Origin of the sequence: Hydrogenophaga sedimenti (genome assembly GCF_051857515.1) — a bacterium.
In the GTDB taxonomy this organism is placed as follows: domain Bacteria; phylum Pseudomonadota; class Gammaproteobacteria; order Burkholderiales; family Burkholderiaceae_C; genus Hydrogenophaga.
Genome location: NZ_JBPZHA010000011.1, coordinates 175,248 through 193,561, shown reverse-complemented (window position 1 = coordinate 193,561; position 18,314 = coordinate 175,248). Strand labels below are relative to the sequence as shown.

The following is an 18,314-nucleotide window of genomic DNA, read 5'->3' as shown; positions in this document are numbered from 1 at the left end:
GAACAACGCCAACCCGACGGTGCAGCAGCTCGCTCCTGGCGAGACGCTGGCCGAGACGTACACGTACGTGCTGACGGACAAGGACGGTGACACCTCGACGGCCACGCTGACGATCACCATCACGGGCACGGACGACTTCCCGTCGGCCACGCCCAACACCAACAGCATCAACGAAGGTGCGGCGCAGGTTTCTGGCAACGTCAAGACCGATGGCACGGCCGACACCAACGGTGACGGCACCCCGGCGCAGAACACGACGGCCCTGACCGGCTCGGGCACGGGCAGCTACGGCACGGTGAGTCTGAACGCGGACGGGACGTACACGTACCAGCTGGACAACACCAACACGACGGTCAACCAGTTGCTGCCGGGCCAGACGCTGCAGGAGACCTACACCTACCGCCTGACGGACGAAGACGGTGACACCTCGACGGCCACGCTGACGATCACGATCGTGGGCACGGACAACGTGCCGATCGCGGTGGACGACACCAACACGATCGCCGAGGACACCCCGACGGTCAACGGCAACGTCAAGCTCAACGACACCAACGGTGACGGATCGCCAGTGCAGAACACGGTGGCCATCAGCGGCTCGCCCACGGGCAACTTCGGCACGGTGAGCCTGAACCCGGACGGCACCTACACCTACACGCTGAACAACGCCAACCCGACGGTGCAGCAGCTCGCTCCTGGCGAGACGCTGGCCGAGACGTACACGTACGTGCTCACGGACGGAGCGGGTGAGACGGAGTCGGCGACGCTGACGATCACGATCACGGGCACGGACGATCTGCCGGTGGCGGTCAATGACACGGCCACGATCGGGGAAGAGACGCCCACGGTCACGGGCGGTGTCAAGACCAACGACACCAATGGTGACGGCACCCCGGCGCAGAACACGACGGCGCTGAGCGGTTCGCCCACGGGCAGCTACGGCACGGTGAGTCTGAACCCGGACGGCACGTACACGTACACGCTGAACAACGCCAACCCGACGGTGCAGCAACTCGCCCCTGGCGAGACGCTGGCCGAGACGTACACGTACGTGCTCACGGACAAGGACGGCGACACCTCGACGGCGACGCTGACCATCACCATTACCGGGTCGGAAGACCTGCCGGTGGCGGTGAACGACACGGCCACGATCGGGGAAGAGACGCCCACGGTCAACGGCAGTGTCAAGACCAACGACACCAACGGTGACGGCACGCCGGTGCAGAACACCGTGGCGCTGCAAGGCTCCCCGACAGGCGGTTTCGGCACGGTGACGCTCAATGCCGATGGCACCTACAGCTACGCGCTCAACAACGCCGACCCGGCGGTGCAAGCGCTGGGCGTCGGCGAGACGCTGTCTGACACGTTCACCTATGTGCTGACGGACAAGGATGGTGACACCTCGACGGCCACGCTGACGGTCACCATCACCGGTACCAACGACCTGCCGGATGCCCGCAACGACGTCAAGACGACGTCGCAGGACATCAACGTGAGCGGCAACCTGATCACCGACAACACCGGCGACGGCGTCGACTCCGATGTGGACGGCGACACGCTGACGGTCAGCGGCTTCACGGTGGGGGGGACCCCCGGTTCCGTGGGCACGCCGCTCAACATTCCTGGTGTGGGTCAGCTCACCATCAACCCGAACGGCAGCTACACCTTCGATCCTGTGCCTGACTTCGTGGGCGACATTCCCACCGTGGTCTACACGATCTCCGACGGGCATGGCGGCACCGACTCGGCGACGCTGACGATCACCGTCGATCCGGTGAGCCTGACACCGTCCGTGGTGGACGATGGCGCGACCACGCCGGAAGGCACCCCGGTCACCATCGATGTGCTCAACAACGACGACCCGGGCAGCGAAGGACCGCTGACCATCACCGAAGTCAACGGACAGCCGATCGTCGTGGGTACGCCGGTTTCACTGACCGACCCGGTGACGGGCCTGCCGATCGGCGAGGTCAGCCTCAACAACGGCGGAACGCCGCTGGATCCGACCGACGACGTGCTGGTGTTCACGCCGGTGCCGGGCTTCACCGGTCCGGTGGACTTCACCTACACCGTGGAAGACCAGCTGGGCAATCCGCTGGACGGCACGGTGACCGTGGACGTGACACCGGTCAACGATCCTCCCGTGGCGACGAACGACTCGACCGTCACGCCGGCGGGCTCGCCTGTGACCGTGAATGTGGTGGGCAACGACAGCGATCCGGATGGCGATCCCCTCACCATCTCGGCGGTGGATGGTCAACCGATCACCGAAGGTGGTGCGCCGATTCCGGTGAATCACGGCACGGTGGCGCTGGTGGGCGGCCAACTGGTGTTCACACCGGAAACCGGTTACACGGGCCCCGCCGATTTCGACTACACGGTACGGGACCCGAGCGGCGAAACCGCTTCGGCCACGGTGACGGTCACGATTGGCGTGCCCAACCAGCCCCCGGTGGCGCAAAACGACACCAATGCCACCAGCGAAGACACCCCGTTGTCGGTGACGCCGGCCAATGGCGTGATCCAGAACGCAGGTGGCCTGGACAGCGATCCCAACGGTGACTCCCTGTCGGTCAGCGCCGTCGATGGCGCTGCGGGCGACGTGGGCCAGCCGGTGCTGGGAACCTATGGCACGCTGGTTCTCAACCAGGACGGCAGCTACAGCTACACGCCGACTTCCGGCGCCCAGGCACTCCAGCAGGGCGAGACGGCCGCCGACGTGTTCACCTACACGATCAGCGATCCAAGCGGTGCCACGGCAACGGCGACCCTGACCATCACGATCACCGGTGTCAACGATGCGCCGGTGGCCGAAGACAACAGCGTCATCACCCTGCCCAACACGCCGGTGAGCGGCAATCTGCTGACCGACGACGGCAACGGAACCACACCGGGCGGCGTGGACCGCGATCCCGACGGCGACCTGCTGACGGTGGACGGCTTCACCGTGGGTGGCGTTCCGGGCAGCGTTGGTGTGACCATGACCATCCCGAACGTGGGTGACCTGACCATCGGCGCCGACGGCTCCTACACCTTCGTTCCGGTTGCCGGCTTCGAAGGCCCGGTGCCGCCGATCGTCTACACCATCAGCGATCCGAGCGGAGCGACCGATACCGCGACGCTCAACATCCTGGTGGACGCGGTCAATGACCCGCCTGTGGCCCAGGACGACCGCGTGACGGGTCAGGAAGACCAGCCGGTCACGTTCAATCCGTTGACCAACGACAGCGATCCGGAAAGCGAGCCGCTGACGATCACCGAAATCAACGGCCAGCCGATCGTGCCGGGCACACCGGTGGACATCACCGATCCGGCCACCGGAGACGTGATCGGTCAACTGGTCCTGAACCCGAACGGCACCCTGACGTTCACGCCAGAGCCGGACTTCAACACCACCACGCCGATCCCGATCCACTACACGATCAGCGATCCGCATGGTGCGACCTCGTCGGCCACCATCGGGCTGGTGATCAACCCGGTCAATGACGCGCCGGTGGCCACGGACAACGGTCCTGTGCCGGTGGCGCCTGGCGCACCGGTGTCGGGCAACGTGCTGACCGACAACAGCGGCAGCGGCGTCGACAGCGATGTGGACGGCGACCCGCTGACCGTCACCGGGTTCACGCTGGACACCAATGGCGACGGAACGCCCGAGAGCTTCGTGGCAGGTCAGACGGCCACCATCACCGACAGCACCGGCCAACCGGTCGGCACGCTGGTGATCGGCCCGAACGGCAGCTTCACCTTCACGCCTGCACAGGGCTACGAGGGTCCGGTGCCGAGCGCGACCTACACCATCAGCGATGGCCATGGCGGTACCGACTCGGCCGTGCTGAGTTTCGGCGACGTGCCGAACCAGCCGCCGGTCGCGGTCGACGACGGCCCGACCCCGACCTCGGTGAACACCCCGGTGACGGGCAACGTGCTCACCAACGACTCGGACCCGAACGGCGATCCGCTGACGGTCACCGGTTTCACCGTGACGGGCGTGCCTGGCACGTTCAATCCGGGCGATACCGCGACCATCCCGGGCGTCGGTACGCTGGTGATCAATCCGGACGGCAGCTTCACGTTCACCCCGGTGACTGGCTACACGGGCCCCATCCCGAGTGCCACCTACATCGTCACCGACGGCACATCGACCAGCACCGCCGTGCTGTCGTTCGCGGCGATCCCGGCTCCGCCGGCGCCTCCGGCGGCTCCTGCGCCCGCTCCGGCTCCCGCGCCTGCACCGGCGGCCCCCGTGGACGAAACGCGGCCGACCTGGCCAGCGCCGACTCCGGCAGCACCGGCTCCCGTCAGCCCGCCGCCGCCGGAGCCGGCCGCTCTGCACGTGCTGTATGCCGTTGCCGATGCGCACAACGTCAGCGATCTGACCAGCTCGCCGCTGGGCATCGTGCAAGGTGGTGCACCGCTGATGGGCGAAGCCCAGTCCCAGCTGCCCGATAGCCTGCTGTTCGCCAACAACTCGCACGGCGAGCACATCGGTCTGATCAAGGAGCGTGCGTTCGGCCAGGTGCAGGAAGTGCGTCCGGACCTGTACGTGCAACTGGCGGTCCGCCACCAGCAGATCACGACCGATCCGAGCCTGTGGGTCCAGCACGCGGTGCGTTCGTCGCAGCTGGAATCGCAGCTGCGTGGCGCCAGCCTGGAAGCCAGCAACTCGGCCACGGCGGGTTACAGCAGCCTGATGGATCCGTTCGCGCTGGGTACGCCCCAGCCGGAAGGTTCTCCTGTCAAGGTGGCCGACGCCGGTACCGACCAGACCCGCCAGGAAACGGTGGCCAAGGTCGCACCGGAGCCGGTCGCGAAACCGGAAGTGGTGAAGGCCGTGAGCCACGCACCCGAGAAGGTGGTGGACAAGCCCCGTGCCGCCGCAGGATTGCGCAACCAGCTCCAGCATTTTGCGAAGGACCGCGCGTCCAGCGCTCGCCCCATTACCCGTTCCACTGTCAACAGCTGAACAACATTCTGAAAGAGGACCTCAAGATGAGCACACAAAAAACGACCTTCTCCGGCGCTGTTCAACTGTTGCCGCGCACCCTGGTGGCGCTGGCGGTCACGGCGGCGGTGGCGGGTTGCTCGGTCACGCCCAAGGCCATCACGGCCGACGAGGTGCGTGACCGGGTCAAGTCCGACACCGCCAAGATGTATGTCGATCAGGCGCCCATCAGCGCGCCGATCACCATGGAAGAGGCCGTGGCCCGGGCCCTGAAGTACAACCTGGACTACCGTCTCAAGAAGATGGAATCGGCACTGGCACTGGGCCTGACCGATTACGCCAGCTACGACATGCTGCCGCAGATGGTCGCTTCTGCCGGTTACCGCCACCGCAACAACGATTCGGGCGGCGTCAGCGTCGGCATCCTCGACGGCGAAATGTCGGAGCGCCCGACCACGTCGGACGAGCGCAGCCGCACGCTGCGTGGCATCGAGTTCTCCTGGAACGTGCTGGACTTCGGTGTCTCGTACTACCGTGCCCGCCAGCAGGGTGACCAGTTCCTGATCGCCGAAGAGCGCCGCCGCAAGGTGGTGCAGAACCTGCTGCAGGACGTGCGTGCCGCCTACTGGCGCGCCCTGGGTGCCCAGCGCCTGAACGCGCAAGCCGACGACATCCTGCAACGCGCCTCGCTGGCCATGAGCCGTTCGCGCGAAGCCGAAACCCAGAAGATCATCCCGCCGGGCCTGGCCCTGGCCTATCAGCGCGCCCTGCTGGACGCCACCACGCTGCTGAACCAGCGCCGCCAGGACCTCGAGTTCGCCAAGCGCGAACTGGCCGCCCTGATGAACGTGCCGCCGGGTGCCGACTTCAAGGTCGCCGAAGCCAACGAAACCGCGTTGCCCGGTGTGCCGCGCGATGTGACCAAGCTGGAAGAAATGGCTCTGCTGCAGCGCCCTGAACTGCGCGAGGAAGACTTCCGCAAGCGCATCACGGCCGATGAAGCCCGCAAGCAGATCCTGGGCGTGCTGCCCGGCATCACCCTCAACTACGGCCGCAAGTACGACTCCAACGTCTTCACCTACAACAACAACTGGTCCGAAGGCGGCGTGAGCCTGGCCTGGAACCTGATGCGCCTGGTGTCCCTGCCGGCCCTGCGCGATGCCCAGAAGTACCAGGAAGCCACCGACGAAGCCCGTCGCATGGCCCTGTCGATGGCCATCCTGACGCAGACCCGCGTGAGCGCCGAGCGCTACAAGATGGCGCTGGAGGACTTCCGCCTGGCCGATCAGGCCGCCCAGGTCGACACCCGTCTGGCCGCCTTCACCAAGGCCTCGGTCACCGCCAAGCTCGACAGCGAACTCGAAGCCATCCGCACCCAGGCCCGTGCCGTGCTGGGCCAGTACCAGCGCGCCAACGCGTATGCGAACGCCCACATCGCCTTCGGCCGCCTGTACAACACGCTGGGCTTCGACCCGATCGCCGACGACTTCGACGGCAACGACCTGGGCAAGCTGACCGAGCGCGTCAAGGGTCACCTGCAAGCCACCGAGAAGGACGCCTTCGCCCTGACGTCGAACCTGTTCGGCCGCGCCGCGACGGTGAACGTCAATCTGGCCGGCATCCAGGACCCGGTGCAACAGGTGCGCATGAAGGCGCTGGTCACCGAACTGCTGGGTCGCCACCACATCGCCACCGACGCCAAGGACGGCGTGCCGCTCAAGTTGGAGTTCGCTTCGGCCGAAAACAACGGTGTGGAAAAGGCCTCCTGGACGGTCAAACTGACCGATGAGTCGGGCAAGCCCCAGCAGGCCCGCTTTGCGACTACCATCCCGGCCAACGCCCGTTCGTCGGTCTACGAGTCCAGCCTGATGGCTGCACTCAATGCCAATCTTGGCGACATCAAATCCTGGCTGAATGTTGACTGATCTTTCTCTCCATCGTCCCCTGCGCGCCGCCGGCGCTGCACTGTTCCTCGGTGCGTGTGCCCTGAGCGCTTCTGCGCAGACTGGTCCTGCGGCAGCACCGGCCAAGGCGCCTGCGCCGGTCGTGGCTCCGAAGCCGGCCGTTGCGGCCCCGGCCGCTGCGGCGAGCGAGTCGGTGCGCGTGCTGGTGCTGCCGGCCGGTGAAACCGTGCTGGCCAGCCCGGTGCCGGGCCGCATCTCCAAGCTGCATGTGGGCCTGGGCATGGCCTTCCGGCAGGGCGAGGTGCTGGTCTCCATGGACTGCGACGAGCCGCAAGCCCGTCTGGCCATGGCCAAGGCCGATCAGGCTGCGGCGACCGACCAGTACGAGGCCAAGCTGCGCATGCAGGGCCTGGAACAGGCGAGCGACGTCGAGGTCGCGCTGGCCGCCAGCTCCGTGGCCAAGACCAAGGCCCAGGTCGAGCTCTACAAGTTCCAGATTTCCCAGTGCTCGATCCGGGCGCCCTGGGATGGCCGGACCGCCAAGCTGCATGTGCGCAGCTTCATGACCGTCAACGCCGGGCAGCCCCTGCTGGACCTGGTGCGCAGCGGCCTGTTGCTGATGAAGCTCAATGTGCCCTCGGCCTGGATTCCCTCGCTGAAGATGGGCCAGAAGTTTGACGTCACCATCGACGAAACCGGCCAGACCTACGCCGCGCAGGTGCACCGCATCAACGGCCGCGTCGACCCGGTGAGCCAGACCATCGAACTCGAAGCCACCATGACCAAGGCTTACCCGGACCTGCTGCCCGGCATGAGCGGAGTCGCGAAATTCACCGGCATGCGGTGAGCTGACCATGAGCGATTCGTCGGATCTGGGCATCCTGCTGCAGATCGAAACCAGGGCGCTGGAAGCGGCAACGCTGCCGGCGCTCCGTTTCACCATCGTCAATGAAACCCACGCGCTGACACCCTACCGTCAGGCCGCCATGTTCGAGCTTGAGGGCGAGAAAATGCGGCTGGTGGCGGCCTCGGGACTGGTCAGCGTGGCCACCGACTCGCCGTTCGCGGTCTGGCTCAGCCGTTTTGCGCAGCGCCTGCCGCGCGACGGCACCATCCACCGCCTGGACTTTGCCGATGCGTCGCCCGACGACGCGGCGGGCTGGGGCGAATGGCTCCCGGAACATCTGGTGCTGGTGCCGCTGCGCGACCGCAAGGGCGGCATGCAGGCCATGGTGCTGTACGCCGCAGAAACGCCCTGGAGCGACCAGGCCTGCGCACTGCTGGGGCGCTTGCACGCGACCTACGGTTACTGCTTTGCGGCCATGCAGCAGACGGTGCAGGACCGCTGGGGCTGGCTGCGGAAGCTGTTCAAGAAACGCAACCGCTGGCTGATCGCGGGCGCGCTGTTGCTGAGCCTGTTGCTGCCTGTGCGGTTGTCGGTGCTGGCTCCGGCCGAGGTGGTCGCGCTCAACGCCATGGCCGTGGCGGCACCGCAGGATGGTGTGGTGGGTTCTTTTGCCGTCACGCCCAATGCGCGGGTGAAAGCCGGTGACCTGCTGTTCTCGCTGGACGACTCGGCCCTGCTCAACCGACTGCAGGTGGCGCGCAAGTCGCTGGAGATCGCCCAGGCCGATGCCCACGTCGCCGAGCAGCGGGCCTTCGACGATGCCCGCAGCAAGGCCGATGTGGCGGTGGCCCAGGGCCGTGTGCGCGAGAAAGAGGCCGAACTGGCCTCGGTGCAGACGCAGGCGCAGCGCGTGGAAGTGCGTGCCGACCGCGACGGCATCGCGATCTTCTCCGACACCAACGACTGGATCGGCCGCCCGGTGCAGACCGGCGAGCGCGTGATGCAGCTGGCGCAGCCCGAAGACGGTGGCATCCAGGTCTGGCTGGCGGTGGCCGACGCGATCAATCTGGAACTGGACTCGCCCGTGCGGCTGTTCCTGCACACCGAACCCCTGAGCCCGCGTTCCGGGCGCCTGATCGAGGCCAGCTACCAGGCCACGCAGGGGCCCGAAGGCGTCGCGTCCTACAAGCTGCGCGCCCGGTTCGATGAGGGCACCGAGCTGCCGCGCATCGGCCTGCGTGGCACGGCGCGGATCTCCGGTGACTGGGTGTTGCTGGGCTACTACCTGTTCCGCCGCCCGCTGTCGCACCTGAGGGAATGGAGCGGGCTGTGACCGCCGGCGTTGCGGTGTCTGTCGGCGGGGCCGTGGTGCCCACCGCGCCGCCCCGCAAGATCCCGTTGCCGCCGATCCGCGACGAGTTGATCCTGTTCGCGGCGGCCCCCAACGAAGACGGCACGCCGGCCTGGATGATCCAGGACCCGGTGACCAACCGCTTCTACCGCATCGGCTGGCTGGACTTTGAGCTGCTGGTGCACTGGGCCGACAACGACGCCGCGTCGCTGGTCAATACCGTCAACGAGCAGACCCCGCTGAACGTGACGGAAGACGACGTCCGGGCGCTGGTGAAGTTCCTGGCCGACAACCAGCTGCTGAGGGCCACCAACAAGGCCGACGTCATGCGCATGCTCGGGCGTGCGCAGATGATGAAGCGCTCGCTGTTCGAGACGGTGCTGCACAACTACCTGTTTTTCCGCCTGCCGCTGCTGCGGCCGCAGGCCTGGCTGGCGGCGCTACGACCCTACCTGGCGCGGATCAACATGCCGCTGGTGGCGGCGCTGATCCTGGCGATCACGCTGGTGGGCGTCTATCTGGTGTCGCGGCAATGGGATGTGTTCACCCACACCCTGGTCGACAACATGACCTGGAAGGGCATGTTCGGCTACGGCTTCGCGCTGGTGTTCGCCAAGGCCATGCACGAGATGGGACATGCGCTGGCCGCGACACGCTACGGCGTGCGGGTGGCGCACATGGGGGTTGCCTTCCTGGTGATGTTCCCGATGCTCTACACCGACACCGGGGAGAGCTGGCGGCTGCGGGACTCGCGCCAGCGGCTGGCGATCGCCGCGGCCGGCATCGCGGTCGAGCTGGCGCTGGCGGGCATCGCCACGCTGGCCTGGACGCTGGCGCCGGAAGGGTCGTTCCGCAACGGCATGTTCTTCCTGGCGACCACCAGCTGGGTGATGACGGTGCTGATCAACGCCAGCCCGTTCATGCGCTTCGACGGCTATTTCATTGCCAGCGATGTGCTCGACCTGCCCAACCTGCACGAGCGCTCGGGCGCCCTGGCCAAGACCTGGATGCGGCGCACCCTGCTGGGGTTTGACGACAAGTGGCCCGAGGCCTTCGGCGACCACAAGCGCCGTGTGCTGATTGGCTTCGCGCTGTTCACCTGGGTGTACCGTCTGACCGTGATCACCGGGATCGCGATCACGGTGTATTTCTACTTCTTCAAGCTGCTGGGCATCGCGCTCATGCTGGTCGAAGTCATCTGGTTCATTGGAAAGCCCGTGATGCGCGAACTCGAGGTCTGGAAAAAACGCCGCACCGAAATCCATGCCAGCCGCAAGCGCTGGCTGGCCGGCATCGTGCTGGCGTTGCTGGTGCTCTTGCTGTTTCCGTTCAGCAGCCGGGTGTCCGGCCATGGCTGGTACCACGCCCAGGAGCAGCAGACGATCCACGCACCCTTTCCGGCACAGATCGTGGCCATGCCGGCGCAGAAGCAGTTCAAGGCGGGCGACGTGCTGTTCGTGCTGGACTCGTCCCAGCTGAGCATCGCCAGCGGCAAGTCGCGCCAGATGGCCAAGGCGCGCGAGGCGCAGATCGCCGGCCTGCTGGGCCTGCCCGACGGCGAGTCGCAGCGCCAGTCCCTCAACTCGCAGAAGGCCTATTACGAGGCCGAGGAAAAGATGAACGAGGACGAGCGTGGGCGGCTGACGCTGCGCGCGCCGTTCGACGGCGAACTGCGCGACATCGACCATGGCCTGGCGCCCGGCGTCTGGGTCAAGCCGCGCGAGCCGCTGGGCGTGCTGGTGGACCACGGCCAGTGGGTGATCGACGCCTACATCGCCGAAGCCGACATGGGCCGCCTGAAGGTCGGGCAGGAAGTGCGTGCCGGACTCATGGCCAATGCGCTGTCCTGGGCCAGCGGACGGATCGAGTCGATCGACGTGTCGCGCACGCAGGTGCTGCCCACCACCATGCTGGACGCGAACAACGGCGGTCCGATCCCGACGGTGACGGAAGCGACCAAGGAGGGCCAGGAGCGCACCCAGGTGGTCCGCGATGCCCTGTACCGCGTGCGCATCGCGCTCGACAAACCCTTGCCGACGCACCAGGCCTCGACCGTGCGGGTGGCGATCGAAGGCCGGGCCGAGTCGGTCGCGGCCGGGTTCTTCCGCCGGGTGGCCTCGATCTTCATCCGGGAGAGCGGGTTCTAGAAGAACAGGCTCATGCGATCATTCGCGCATGAGCCTGCTGCGCGTTGCCACCTACAACATCCACAAGGGCGTCCAGGGCCTGGGGCCGGCGCGCCGGCTGGAGATCCACAACCTGGCGCATGCGGTGGAGCAGTTCGACGCCGACATCGTCTGCCTGCAGGAAGTCCGGCGCCACCACCGCAAGCTGGAAAAGCATTTCACCCGCTGGCCCGACCTGGAGCAGGCCGATTACCTCTCGCCCGAGGGCTACGAGTCGGTCTACCGCACCAACGCGGTCACGCGCCACGGTGAACACGGCAACGCGCTGCTCTCGCGCTGGCCGGTGCTCGACACGCGGCATTCCGACGTTTCCGACCACCGCTTCGAACAGCGCGGCCTGCTGCACGTGCATCTGCTGGTCGACGGTCGCGAGCTGCATGTGGTGGTGGTGCACTTCGGGCTGATCCACGCCAGCCGCGAGCGCCAGGTGCAGCGCCTCGGGCGCTACGTGGCCAACGAGGTGCCGGCCGATGCGCCGCTGATCGTCGCGGGCGATTTCAACGACTGGGGCGCGCAGCTGCTCAAGCCGATGGCGGCGCTGGACCTGCGCACCTTCGACGGCATCCGCCTGCCGACCTACCCGGCGCGCCTGCCGATGCTGCACCTGGACCGCATCTACATGCGCGGACTCACACCGGTGAGCGCCCACGTGCCGCACGGCCGGGCCTGGACGCGCATGTCCGACCACCTGCCGCTGATCGCCGAGCTGGAGCTGTGATCCCCGAGGTCGACACCCAGCCGCCGCCGCTGCACCGCAACATCTCGGTGCCGCGGCCCGGGCACCAGCTGCTGCTGCTGGAAGGTGGCGATGCCTTGTTCCCGGCGCTGGTCGAGGCCATGGACGCGGCGCGGCGGGTGGTGCACCTGGAAACCTACATCTTCCATTTCGCGGGCTCGGCGCTGACCGTGGCCGAGGCGCTGGAGCGGGCCGCGCAGCGCGGCGTGCTGGTGCGCCTGGTGGTGGACGGCGTGGGCACGCCCAAGGTGCCGGTCGAATGGCAGCAACGTTTCACCAGGGCCGGCGTGCGCTGGCGCGTGTACGCCCCGATGGGCAGCCTGGGCCTGCTGATCCCCAGCCGCTGGCGCCGCCTGCACCGCAAGCTCTGCGTGGTCGACGGCATGGTGGGGTTCTGCGGCGGCATCAACATCATCGACGACCGCGACGACGTGGCCCTGGGCAGACTCAGCGCGCCGCGGCTGGACTTTTCGCTGCGCGTGGCCGGGCCGCTGGTGGACGACATGGTCGAGACCATGGAACAGCTCTGGTGGCGCCTGCAGGCGGTGCGCAAGGCACGCCAGCGCGAGTTCAAGGCGGCCTGGGAAGCGTTGCGCGAAACCCGGCCGATCGGCGACTTCACGCGGCTGCTGCGCAAGATCGAGATCTACACCGGCATGGGTTCGCGGGTGAACACCGACGCCGAAGACGACAAGGGTGTGCTGCAGGGTGACGGGCCGATGGGCGTCAACGATGCGCGGGCTTCGCTGCTGCTGCGCGACAACGTCAGCCACCGGCACGACATCGAGCGCGCCTACCTCAAGGCCCTGGGCATGGCCCGCCAGGACATCGTGATCGCCAACGCCTATTTCATCCCCGGCCGCAAGCTGCGGCGGGCGCTGACGATGGCGGCGGCGCGGGGCGTGCGGGTGCGCCTGATGATGCAGGGCCGCTACGAGAACTTTCTCCAGTACCGCGCGGCGCGGCCGGTCTACCAGAAGCTGGTGGACGCGGGCATCGACATCCGCGAGTACGCGCCCAGCGCGCTGCACGCCAAGGTCGCCGTGATCGACCGGGCCTGGGCCACGGTCGGCTCGACCAACCTGGACCCGCTGTCGATGCTGCTGGCGCGCGAGGCCAACGTGATGACCACCGACCGGCGATTCGCCGAACTGCTGCACCAGCGGCTCGATGCCCTGGTCGAACATGCCGGCCAGAAGCTGGACGCCCGCACCCTGGGCACCCGTCCCTGGCACCAGCGGGTGCTCGACCGGATCGCCTTCATGGCCATGCGCACGCTGCTGTTCCTGACCGGTCACCGCTACTGAAACCCCAGGGATGCACGAGTCTGGGGCACGGTGTTAGCATGGTTCAATGCTGATGAAATCCGGAACACCCATGAGCAAGCCCGAACAGCTCGACGACGGTGAAGGCACCCCCGTCTCGGTCAAGATCCGCGAGCGCCTGAAGGCCGCGCGCCACCGCTTCCACTCCAACGACAACATCGCCGAGTTCATCGAACCCGGCGAGCTGGAGCAGTTGCTGGACGAAGTGACCGTCAAGATGCAGGGCGTGCTCGACGCCATGGTGATCGACACCGAGAACGACCACAACACCGGCGACACCGCGCGCCGCGTGGCCAAGATGTACCTCAAGGAGGTCTTCAACGGCCGCTACGTCAAGGGCCCGAGCGTCACCGAGTTCCCCAACGCCGAGCACCTCAACGAGCTGATGATCGTCGGCCCGATCACGGTGCGCAGCGCCTGCAGCCACCACTTCTGCCCGGTGATCGGCCGCATCTGGATCGGCGTCATGCCCAACGAGCACACCAACGTGATCGGCCTGTCCAAGTACGCGCGCCTGGCCGAGTGGATCATGGGTCGCCCGCAGATCCAGGAAGAGGCGGTGGTCCAGCTGGCCGACCTGATCCAGGAAAAGACGCAGCCCGACGGCATGGCGATCGTGATGGAGGCCAGCCACTACTGCATGGCCTGGCGCGGCGTGAAGGACATGGACAGCAAGATGATCAACTCGGTCATGCGCGGCGTGTTCCTCAAAGACCCCAACCTGCGCCGCGAATTCCTCTCCCTCATCCCCCGCTAAATCCGAAGAACCCACCATGCTGGTACGTCTGCTGTATGTGAGCCGCGCCGTCGACCAGGACAGCGCCAAGGCCATCGAATCGATCCTGGAGACCTCCCGCGCGCACAACCTGCACCACGGCATCACCGGCGTGCTCTGCTATGGCGGCGGGGTGTTCCTGCAGGCCATCGAGGGTGGGCGCGAAGCGGTCAACACGCTCTACAACCACATCGTGCGCGACAAGCGCCACACCGACGTGGCCCTGCTGCACTACGAAGAAATCAGCGAGCGCCGCTTCGGCGGCTGGACCATGGGCACGGTCAACCTGGCCAAGCTCAACACCTCGATCGTGCTCAAGTACTCCGAACGGCCCGAGTTCGACCCGTACAAGGTCTCGGGCAAGGTCTCGCTGGCCCTGCTCGAAGAACTGATGGCCACGGCCTCGATCATCGGTCGGGCTTGAGGATCTCCCCCCTGCGCCGCTGTGCGGCATGTCGCTGACCGCCTTTGCGCTCATCGTGCTGGCCGGCCTGATCCATGCCGGCTGGAACATCGTCGCCAAGAAGACGGCGGGCGACTCGCGTTTCGCCTTCTTCACCGCCTTCATCATGATGCTGCTGTGGGCACCGCTGGGCTGGGTGCTCGGGCGCGACGTGGTGCCGACCTGGGGCCGCACCGAGTGGGCGCTGGTGGTCGCCAGCGGGGTGCTGCATGTCTTCTATTACGTGATCCTGCTGCGTGGCTACCGCAAGGCCGACCTGACCGTGGTCTATCCGCTGGCGCGTGGCAGCGGGCCGCTGCTGTCGTCGCTGGTGGCGATCGTGTTCCTCGGCGAACACATCTCGGCGCTCGGTGCAGCGGGCATCGCCGGGGTGGTACTGGGCGTGTTCCTGATCGCGGGAGGGCCGGGCCTGTGGCGCGCGGCGCACGATCCGGTGGCCCGCAAGCGGGTGCGCAAGGGCATGTTCTACGGCGTGCTGACCGGGGCCTTCATCGCGTCGTACACCGTGGTCGATGGTTACGCGGTCAAGTGGCTGCTGATGTCGCCGATCCTCATGGACTACATGGGCAACTTCGTGCGCGTGGCGCTGCTGGCGCCCAACGTGCTGCGCGACCGCGCCACGGCCTGGACGCTGTGGCAGAGGCAGTGGCGGCCGGCGCTGGCGGTCGCGGCCTTCAGCCCGGTGGCCTATGTGCTGGTGCTGTACGCGATGCAGCAGGCGCCGCTGTCGCACGTTGCGCCTGCGCGCGAGGTGTCGATGCTGTTCGCGGCCCTGATCGGTGGGCAGTTGCTGGGCGAAGGGGAGCGTGGTCTGCGCATCCTGGGCGCGGTGAGCATCGCAGGCGGCGTGGTCGCGCTGGGGCTGGGCTGAGGGCATGAGCACCGCTGCCACCGTCCTGCTGGGCTGCGATTTCACCAGTGCGCCCTCGAAGCGCAAGCCGGTCACGCTGGCCCTGGGCCGCAGCGACCGCGGTCGCGTGGTGCTGGACCGGATCGAGACCTTCGAGACGCTGGACGCCTGGCAGGCCCGGCTGGCGGAAACACCTGACGGTGGCTGGATCGGCGGCTTCGACCTGCCGTTCGGCCTGCCGCGCGAGCTGGTCGAGACGCTGGGCTGGCCGACCGGCTGGCGCGACTGCATGGCGCACTACGCGTCGCTCTCGCGCGAACAGATCCGCGACACCTTCGCCGCCTTCTGCGACGCCCGTCCGGTCGGCGGCAAGTTCGCCCACCGCGCGGCCGACGGTCCGGCCGGGTCGAGCCCGAGCATGAAGTGGGTCAACCCGCCGGTGGCCTTCATGCTGCACGCGGGCGTGCCGCGCCTGATCGAGGCTGGCGTCAGCCTGCCGGGCCTGCATGCCGCCGATCCGCAGCGGGTGGCGCTGGAGGCCTACCCGGGCCTGCTGGCGCGCAGCGTGCTCGGGACCACCAGCTACAAAAGCGACGACCGCGCAAAGCAGACGCCCGAGCGGCTGATCGCGCGCAAGACCCTGATCCACGCGCTCGAAAGCGGCGAGGCGCCGTTGCTGCGTGCGGCCGGCCTGCGCCTGAAGCTCAGCCACGCCCAGCGCGACGCCCTGGCCGACGACCCCAGCGGCGACGCGCTGGACGCGGTGCTGTGCCTGCTGCAGGCGGCCTGGGCGTTGCAGCAGCACACGTCGGGTCACCCCTGTTACGGTCTGCCACCGTTCGACCCGCTCGAAGGCTGGATCGTCGGAGCCTGACTTCCCGGACAATACCGGCACCCATGAGCACTTCCGCCCCATCCTCCCTTCCCACCGACCTCCGTTTCGCTTTCGTCGAAGCGGTCTGGCACGCCGACATCGTCCAGCAGGCGCGCGATGCCTTTTTTGCCCGCATGGCCGAGGCCGGCGTCGGCCCGGAGCGCATCGACCTGTTCGACGTGACGGGCGCGTTCGAGATTCCCCTGCACGCGCAGCGTCTGGCGCGCTCGGGCCGCTACGCCGCCGTGGTCGGCAGCGCGCTGGTGGTCGACGACGGCATCTACCGCTTTGACGCCCTGATGCAGACGGTGGTCAAGGCCATGATGGACGTGCAGCTGGACACGGGCGTGCCGGTGATCCTGGCGGTGCACACGCCGCACCATTTCCACGAACACGCCGAGCACCGCAAGTACTTCCTGCGCCACTTCGCGGTCAAGGGCACCGAGGCCGCCGAGGCCTGCCTGCGCACCGTGGCTGGCCTGCGCCAGCTCGATGCGCAACTGTCTGCCTGACCCGGAGCCCAGACCATGAAGAGCATTTCCCTTCTGGCCATGGCGTTGCTGGCGCAAGGTGCCTGGGCGGCCGACATCTGCGAGCCGCTGCGGGAACAGATCGAGGCCCAGATCGCGGCCACCGGCAAGTCGGGCTTTGCCGTGATGGTGGTGGACGTCGACGCCGAGGTGGCGGGCAAGGTGGTCGGCACCTGCGCCAAGGGCGCGCGCAAGCTGGTCTATGTGCAGTCGGCCGCCACAGGTGCGGGGACGGTGGCGTCCGCCAAGGTCGCCCGCCCCGCCGTGACGGCCCAGGCGCCCAGGACCAAGGGGCCGGTGGTCATCACCGAATGCCGCGACGGCTCGGTGGTGCAGGGCAGCGCGAGCTGCAAACCCTGAGCGCTCCGCCGGGCTGGCGCGTCAGCCCAGTTCCTTGAACGATTGCAGCGGCGACAGCGGCGTGAACTGTCCGGCGCGCTTTTCCTTCATCGCCGTGATCGACTCGCGCACGTGTGCGTTGCTCCAGACCGCGCCCTGCAGCCAGCCCATCTGGCGCAGGCTGTCTTCCACCGAGTGGTCGCGCGCGTAGGTCACGGCCTGCTTGGTGCCCCAGATCGCGATCGGCGGCTTGCTGGCTATTTCCTTCGCGCACTGCAGCGCAGCGGCCAGCATCGCCTCGGGCGTGTCGAACACCTCGTTGACCAGGCCGTAGGCCAGCGCCCGGTCGGCCGGCAGGCGGCGGCCGGTGTAGGCCATCTCCTTGACCACGGCGAACGGCACCAGCTTGGGCAGGCGCTGCAGCGTGCCCACGTCGGCCACCATGCCGATGTTGATTTCCTGGATGCAGAAGAAGGCGTCGGCCGTCGCGTAGCGGATGCAGCCGGTGGTGACCATGTCGACCGCGCCGCCGATGCAGCCGCCCTGGATCGCGAAGATCACTGGCACGCGCAGCGCCTCGATCCTGGTGAAGGTGGCCTGCATGTCGGTCAGCAGGTCGAAGATCGCGGCGCGGCCTTCGGGGCTCTGGTCGTCCATGCTGATCGCACCGGCGAAGGTCTCCAGCGCCATGCCGGCGGAGAAGTGCTTGCCGGTCGAGCTGATCACCAGCGCACGGGCCGTGCCTTCGCGGTGCAACTGCGTGACGATCTCGTCCAGCTCGCGCCAGAAGGTCGGGTGCATGGTGTTGAGCTGCTCGGGGCGGCTCAGGACCAGGTGGGCCACGCCTTCGGGCGTGTGGCTGAGGGAGAAGCAGGTGGGCGTCGTGTTCATCCGCCCACTGTAGATCAGGCCTGCGGCACCAGCCAGTCGCACCTGAGACGGTGCGCGGCGTGTGCCCGCTCGCGCCACTCGACGTAGAGCCGCGGCAGCACGATGCCCGCCACGCACAGCGGCAGCGCCCACAGGGCATGCATCGCCATGGCCGGCAGCCAGCCCATCCAGCCCATCACCCAGACCGTCAGCATCGCGTCCCACAGGTGGTATTCCAGCGGGTGGTCTTCGCGGTGGTCGACATGCCACTGCTTGATGCGCTGCAGCTCGGCGAGGTTCAGTCGGTGGATCATGGCGCTCTCCT

General features: G+C 67.5%; 15 protein-coding genes. 13 read left to right on the top strand and 2 right to left on the bottom strand.

Annotated features, from left to right (window positions below; translation table 11 throughout):
• From ACS5NL_RS18195 to ACS5NL_RS18135, 13 genes are all read left to right on the top strand, one after another.
• Positions 1–4,960: beta strand repeat-containing protein (locus ACS5NL_RS18195; RefSeq protein ID WP_439355349.1), on the top strand; the 4,960-nt coding region annotated here is incomplete at its 5' end.
• Positions 4,961–4,986: 26 nt separating this feature from the next.
• Positions 4,987–6,864, top strand: coding sequence for a TolC family protein (locus ACS5NL_RS18190; protein WP_439355347.1), 1,878 nt, complete (start codon positions 4,987–4,989; stop codon positions 6,862–6,864).
• The gene (locus tag ACS5NL_RS18185) at positions 6,854–7,690 is read left to right on the top strand and encodes an efflux RND transporter periplasmic adaptor subunit (protein WP_439355345.1); all 837 of its coding nucleotides are present in this window, start codon (positions 6,854–6,856) and stop codon (positions 7,688–7,690) included. The genes ACS5NL_RS18190 and ACS5NL_RS18185 overlap by 11 nt, the downstream gene beginning before the upstream one ends.
• 7 nt (positions 7,691–7,697) lie before the next feature.
• Positions 7,698–9,023, top strand: coding sequence for an efflux RND transporter periplasmic adaptor subunit (locus ACS5NL_RS18180; protein ID WP_439355342.1), 1,326 nt, complete (start codon positions 7,698–7,700; stop codon positions 9,021–9,023).
• Positions 9,020–11,188, top strand: coding sequence for a site-2 protease family protein (locus ACS5NL_RS18175; protein WP_439355339.1), 2,169 nt, complete (start codon positions 9,020–9,022; stop codon positions 11,186–11,188). The genes ACS5NL_RS18180 and ACS5NL_RS18175 overlap by 4 nt, the downstream gene beginning before the upstream one ends.
• A 28-nt stretch (positions 11,189–11,216) precedes the next feature.
• On the top strand, positions 11,217–11,945 hold the full coding sequence (locus ACS5NL_RS18170; protein WP_439355338.1) for an endonuclease/exonuclease/phosphatase family protein: 729 nt from the start codon (positions 11,217–11,219) through the stop codon (positions 11,943–11,945).
• Complete coding sequence (gene clsB / locus ACS5NL_RS18165) at positions 11,942–13,270, top strand: cardiolipin synthase ClsB (protein WP_439355336.1); 1,329 nt, start codon at positions 11,942–11,944, stop codon at positions 13,268–13,270. Before ACS5NL_RS18170 ends, clsB begins: the two co-directional genes overlap by 4 nt.
• A 46-nt stretch (positions 13,271–13,316) precedes the next feature.
• Positions 13,317–14,045 carry a GTP cyclohydrolase I gene (gene folE, locus ACS5NL_RS18160; protein WP_439355334.1) on the top strand — a complete coding sequence of 243 codons (729 nt, stop codon included), beginning with the start codon at positions 13,317–13,319 and terminating at the stop codon, positions 14,043–14,045.
• Between the two features lie 16 nt (positions 14,046–14,061).
• Positions 14,062–14,487, top strand: coding sequence for a BLUF domain-containing protein (locus tag ACS5NL_RS18155; RefSeq protein ID WP_439355332.1), 426 nt, complete (start codon positions 14,062–14,064; stop codon positions 14,485–14,487).
• Between the two features lie 28 nt (positions 14,488–14,515).
• On the top strand, positions 14,516–15,397 hold the full coding sequence (locus ACS5NL_RS18150; RefSeq protein WP_439355331.1) for an EamA family transporter: 882 nt from the start codon (positions 14,516–14,518) through the stop codon (positions 15,395–15,397).
• Positions 15,398–15,401: 4 nt separating this feature from the next.
• The gene (locus ACS5NL_RS18145; protein ID WP_439355330.1) at positions 15,402–16,250 is read left to right on the top strand and encodes a DUF429 domain-containing protein; all 849 of its coding nucleotides are present in this window, start codon (positions 15,402–15,404) and stop codon (positions 16,248–16,250) included.
• A 23-nt stretch (positions 16,251–16,273) separates the two neighbouring features.
• Positions 16,274–16,762: a 6,7-dimethyl-8-ribityllumazine synthase gene (locus ACS5NL_RS18140; RefSeq protein WP_439355328.1), complete on the top strand. Its 489-nt coding sequence runs from the start codon at positions 16,274–16,276 to the stop codon at positions 16,760–16,762.
• 15 nt (positions 16,763–16,777) lie between these two features.
• Positions 16,778–17,140 carry a DUF1161 domain-containing protein gene (locus tag ACS5NL_RS18135; protein WP_439355326.1) on the top strand — a complete coding sequence of 121 codons (363 nt, stop codon included), beginning with the start codon at positions 16,778–16,780 and terminating at the stop codon, positions 17,138–17,140.
• Between the two features lie 21 nt (positions 17,141–17,161).
• Here ACS5NL_RS18135 and ACS5NL_RS18130 read toward each other — a convergent pair whose 3' ends face one another.
• Both ACS5NL_RS18130 and ACS5NL_RS18125 read right to left on the bottom strand, forming a co-directional pair.
• Positions 17,162–18,010, bottom strand: a complete 849-nt coding sequence (locus tag ACS5NL_RS18130; RefSeq protein WP_439355324.1) for an enoyl-CoA hydratase-related protein — start codon at positions 18,008–18,010, stop codon at positions 17,162–17,164.
• A gap of 14 nt (positions 18,011–18,024) precedes the next feature.
• Positions 18,025–18,303 carry a hypothetical protein gene (locus tag ACS5NL_RS18125; protein WP_439355322.1) on the bottom strand — a complete coding sequence of 93 codons (279 nt, stop codon included), beginning with the start codon at positions 18,301–18,303 and terminating at the stop codon, positions 18,025–18,027.
• Positions 18,304–18,314: the final 11 nt, after the last annotated feature.

Coding starts and splice junctions, on each gene's coding strand:
- ACS5NL_RS18140 (WP_439355328.1), top strand. CDS start 16,274: ATGAGCACTTCCGCCCCATCCTCCCTTCCCACCGACCTCCGTTTCGCT.
- ACS5NL_RS18190 (WP_439355347.1), top strand. CDS start 4,987: ATGAGCACACAAAAAACGACCTTCTCCGGCGCTGTTCAACTGTTGCCG.
- ACS5NL_RS18155 (WP_439355332.1), top strand. CDS start 14,062: ATGCTGGTACGTCTGCTGTATGTGAGCCGCGCCGTCGACCAGGACAGC.
- ACS5NL_RS18130 (WP_439355324.1), bottom strand. CDS start 18,010: ATGAACACGACGCCCACCTGCTTCTCCCTCAGCCACACGCCCGAAGGC.
- ACS5NL_RS18180 (WP_439355342.1), top strand. CDS start 7,698: ATGAGCGATTCGTCGGATCTGGGCATCCTGCTGCAGATCGAAACCAGG.
- ACS5NL_RS18150 (WP_439355331.1), top strand. CDS start 14,516: ATGTCGCTGACCGCCTTTGCGCTCATCGTGCTGGCCGGCCTGATCCAT.
- ACS5NL_RS18170 (WP_439355338.1), top strand. CDS start 11,217: ATGAGCCTGCTGCGCGTTGCCACCTACAACATCCACAAGGGCGTCCAG.
- ACS5NL_RS18145 (WP_439355330.1), top strand. CDS start 15,402: ATGAGCACCGCTGCCACCGTCCTGCTGGGCTGCGATTTCACCAGTGCG.
- ACS5NL_RS18125 (WP_439355322.1), bottom strand. CDS start 18,303: ATGATCCACCGACTGAACCTCGCCGAGCTGCAGCGCATCAAGCAGTGG.
- ACS5NL_RS18135 (WP_439355326.1), top strand. CDS start 16,778: ATGAAGAGCATTTCCCTTCTGGCCATGGCGTTGCTGGCGCAAGGTGCC.
- ACS5NL_RS18185 (WP_439355345.1), top strand. CDS start 6,854: ATGTTGACTGATCTTTCTCTCCATCGTCCCCTGCGCGCCGCCGGCGCT.
- folE (WP_439355334.1), top strand. CDS start 13,317: ATGCTGATGAAATCCGGAACACCCATGAGCAAGCCCGAACAGCTCGAC.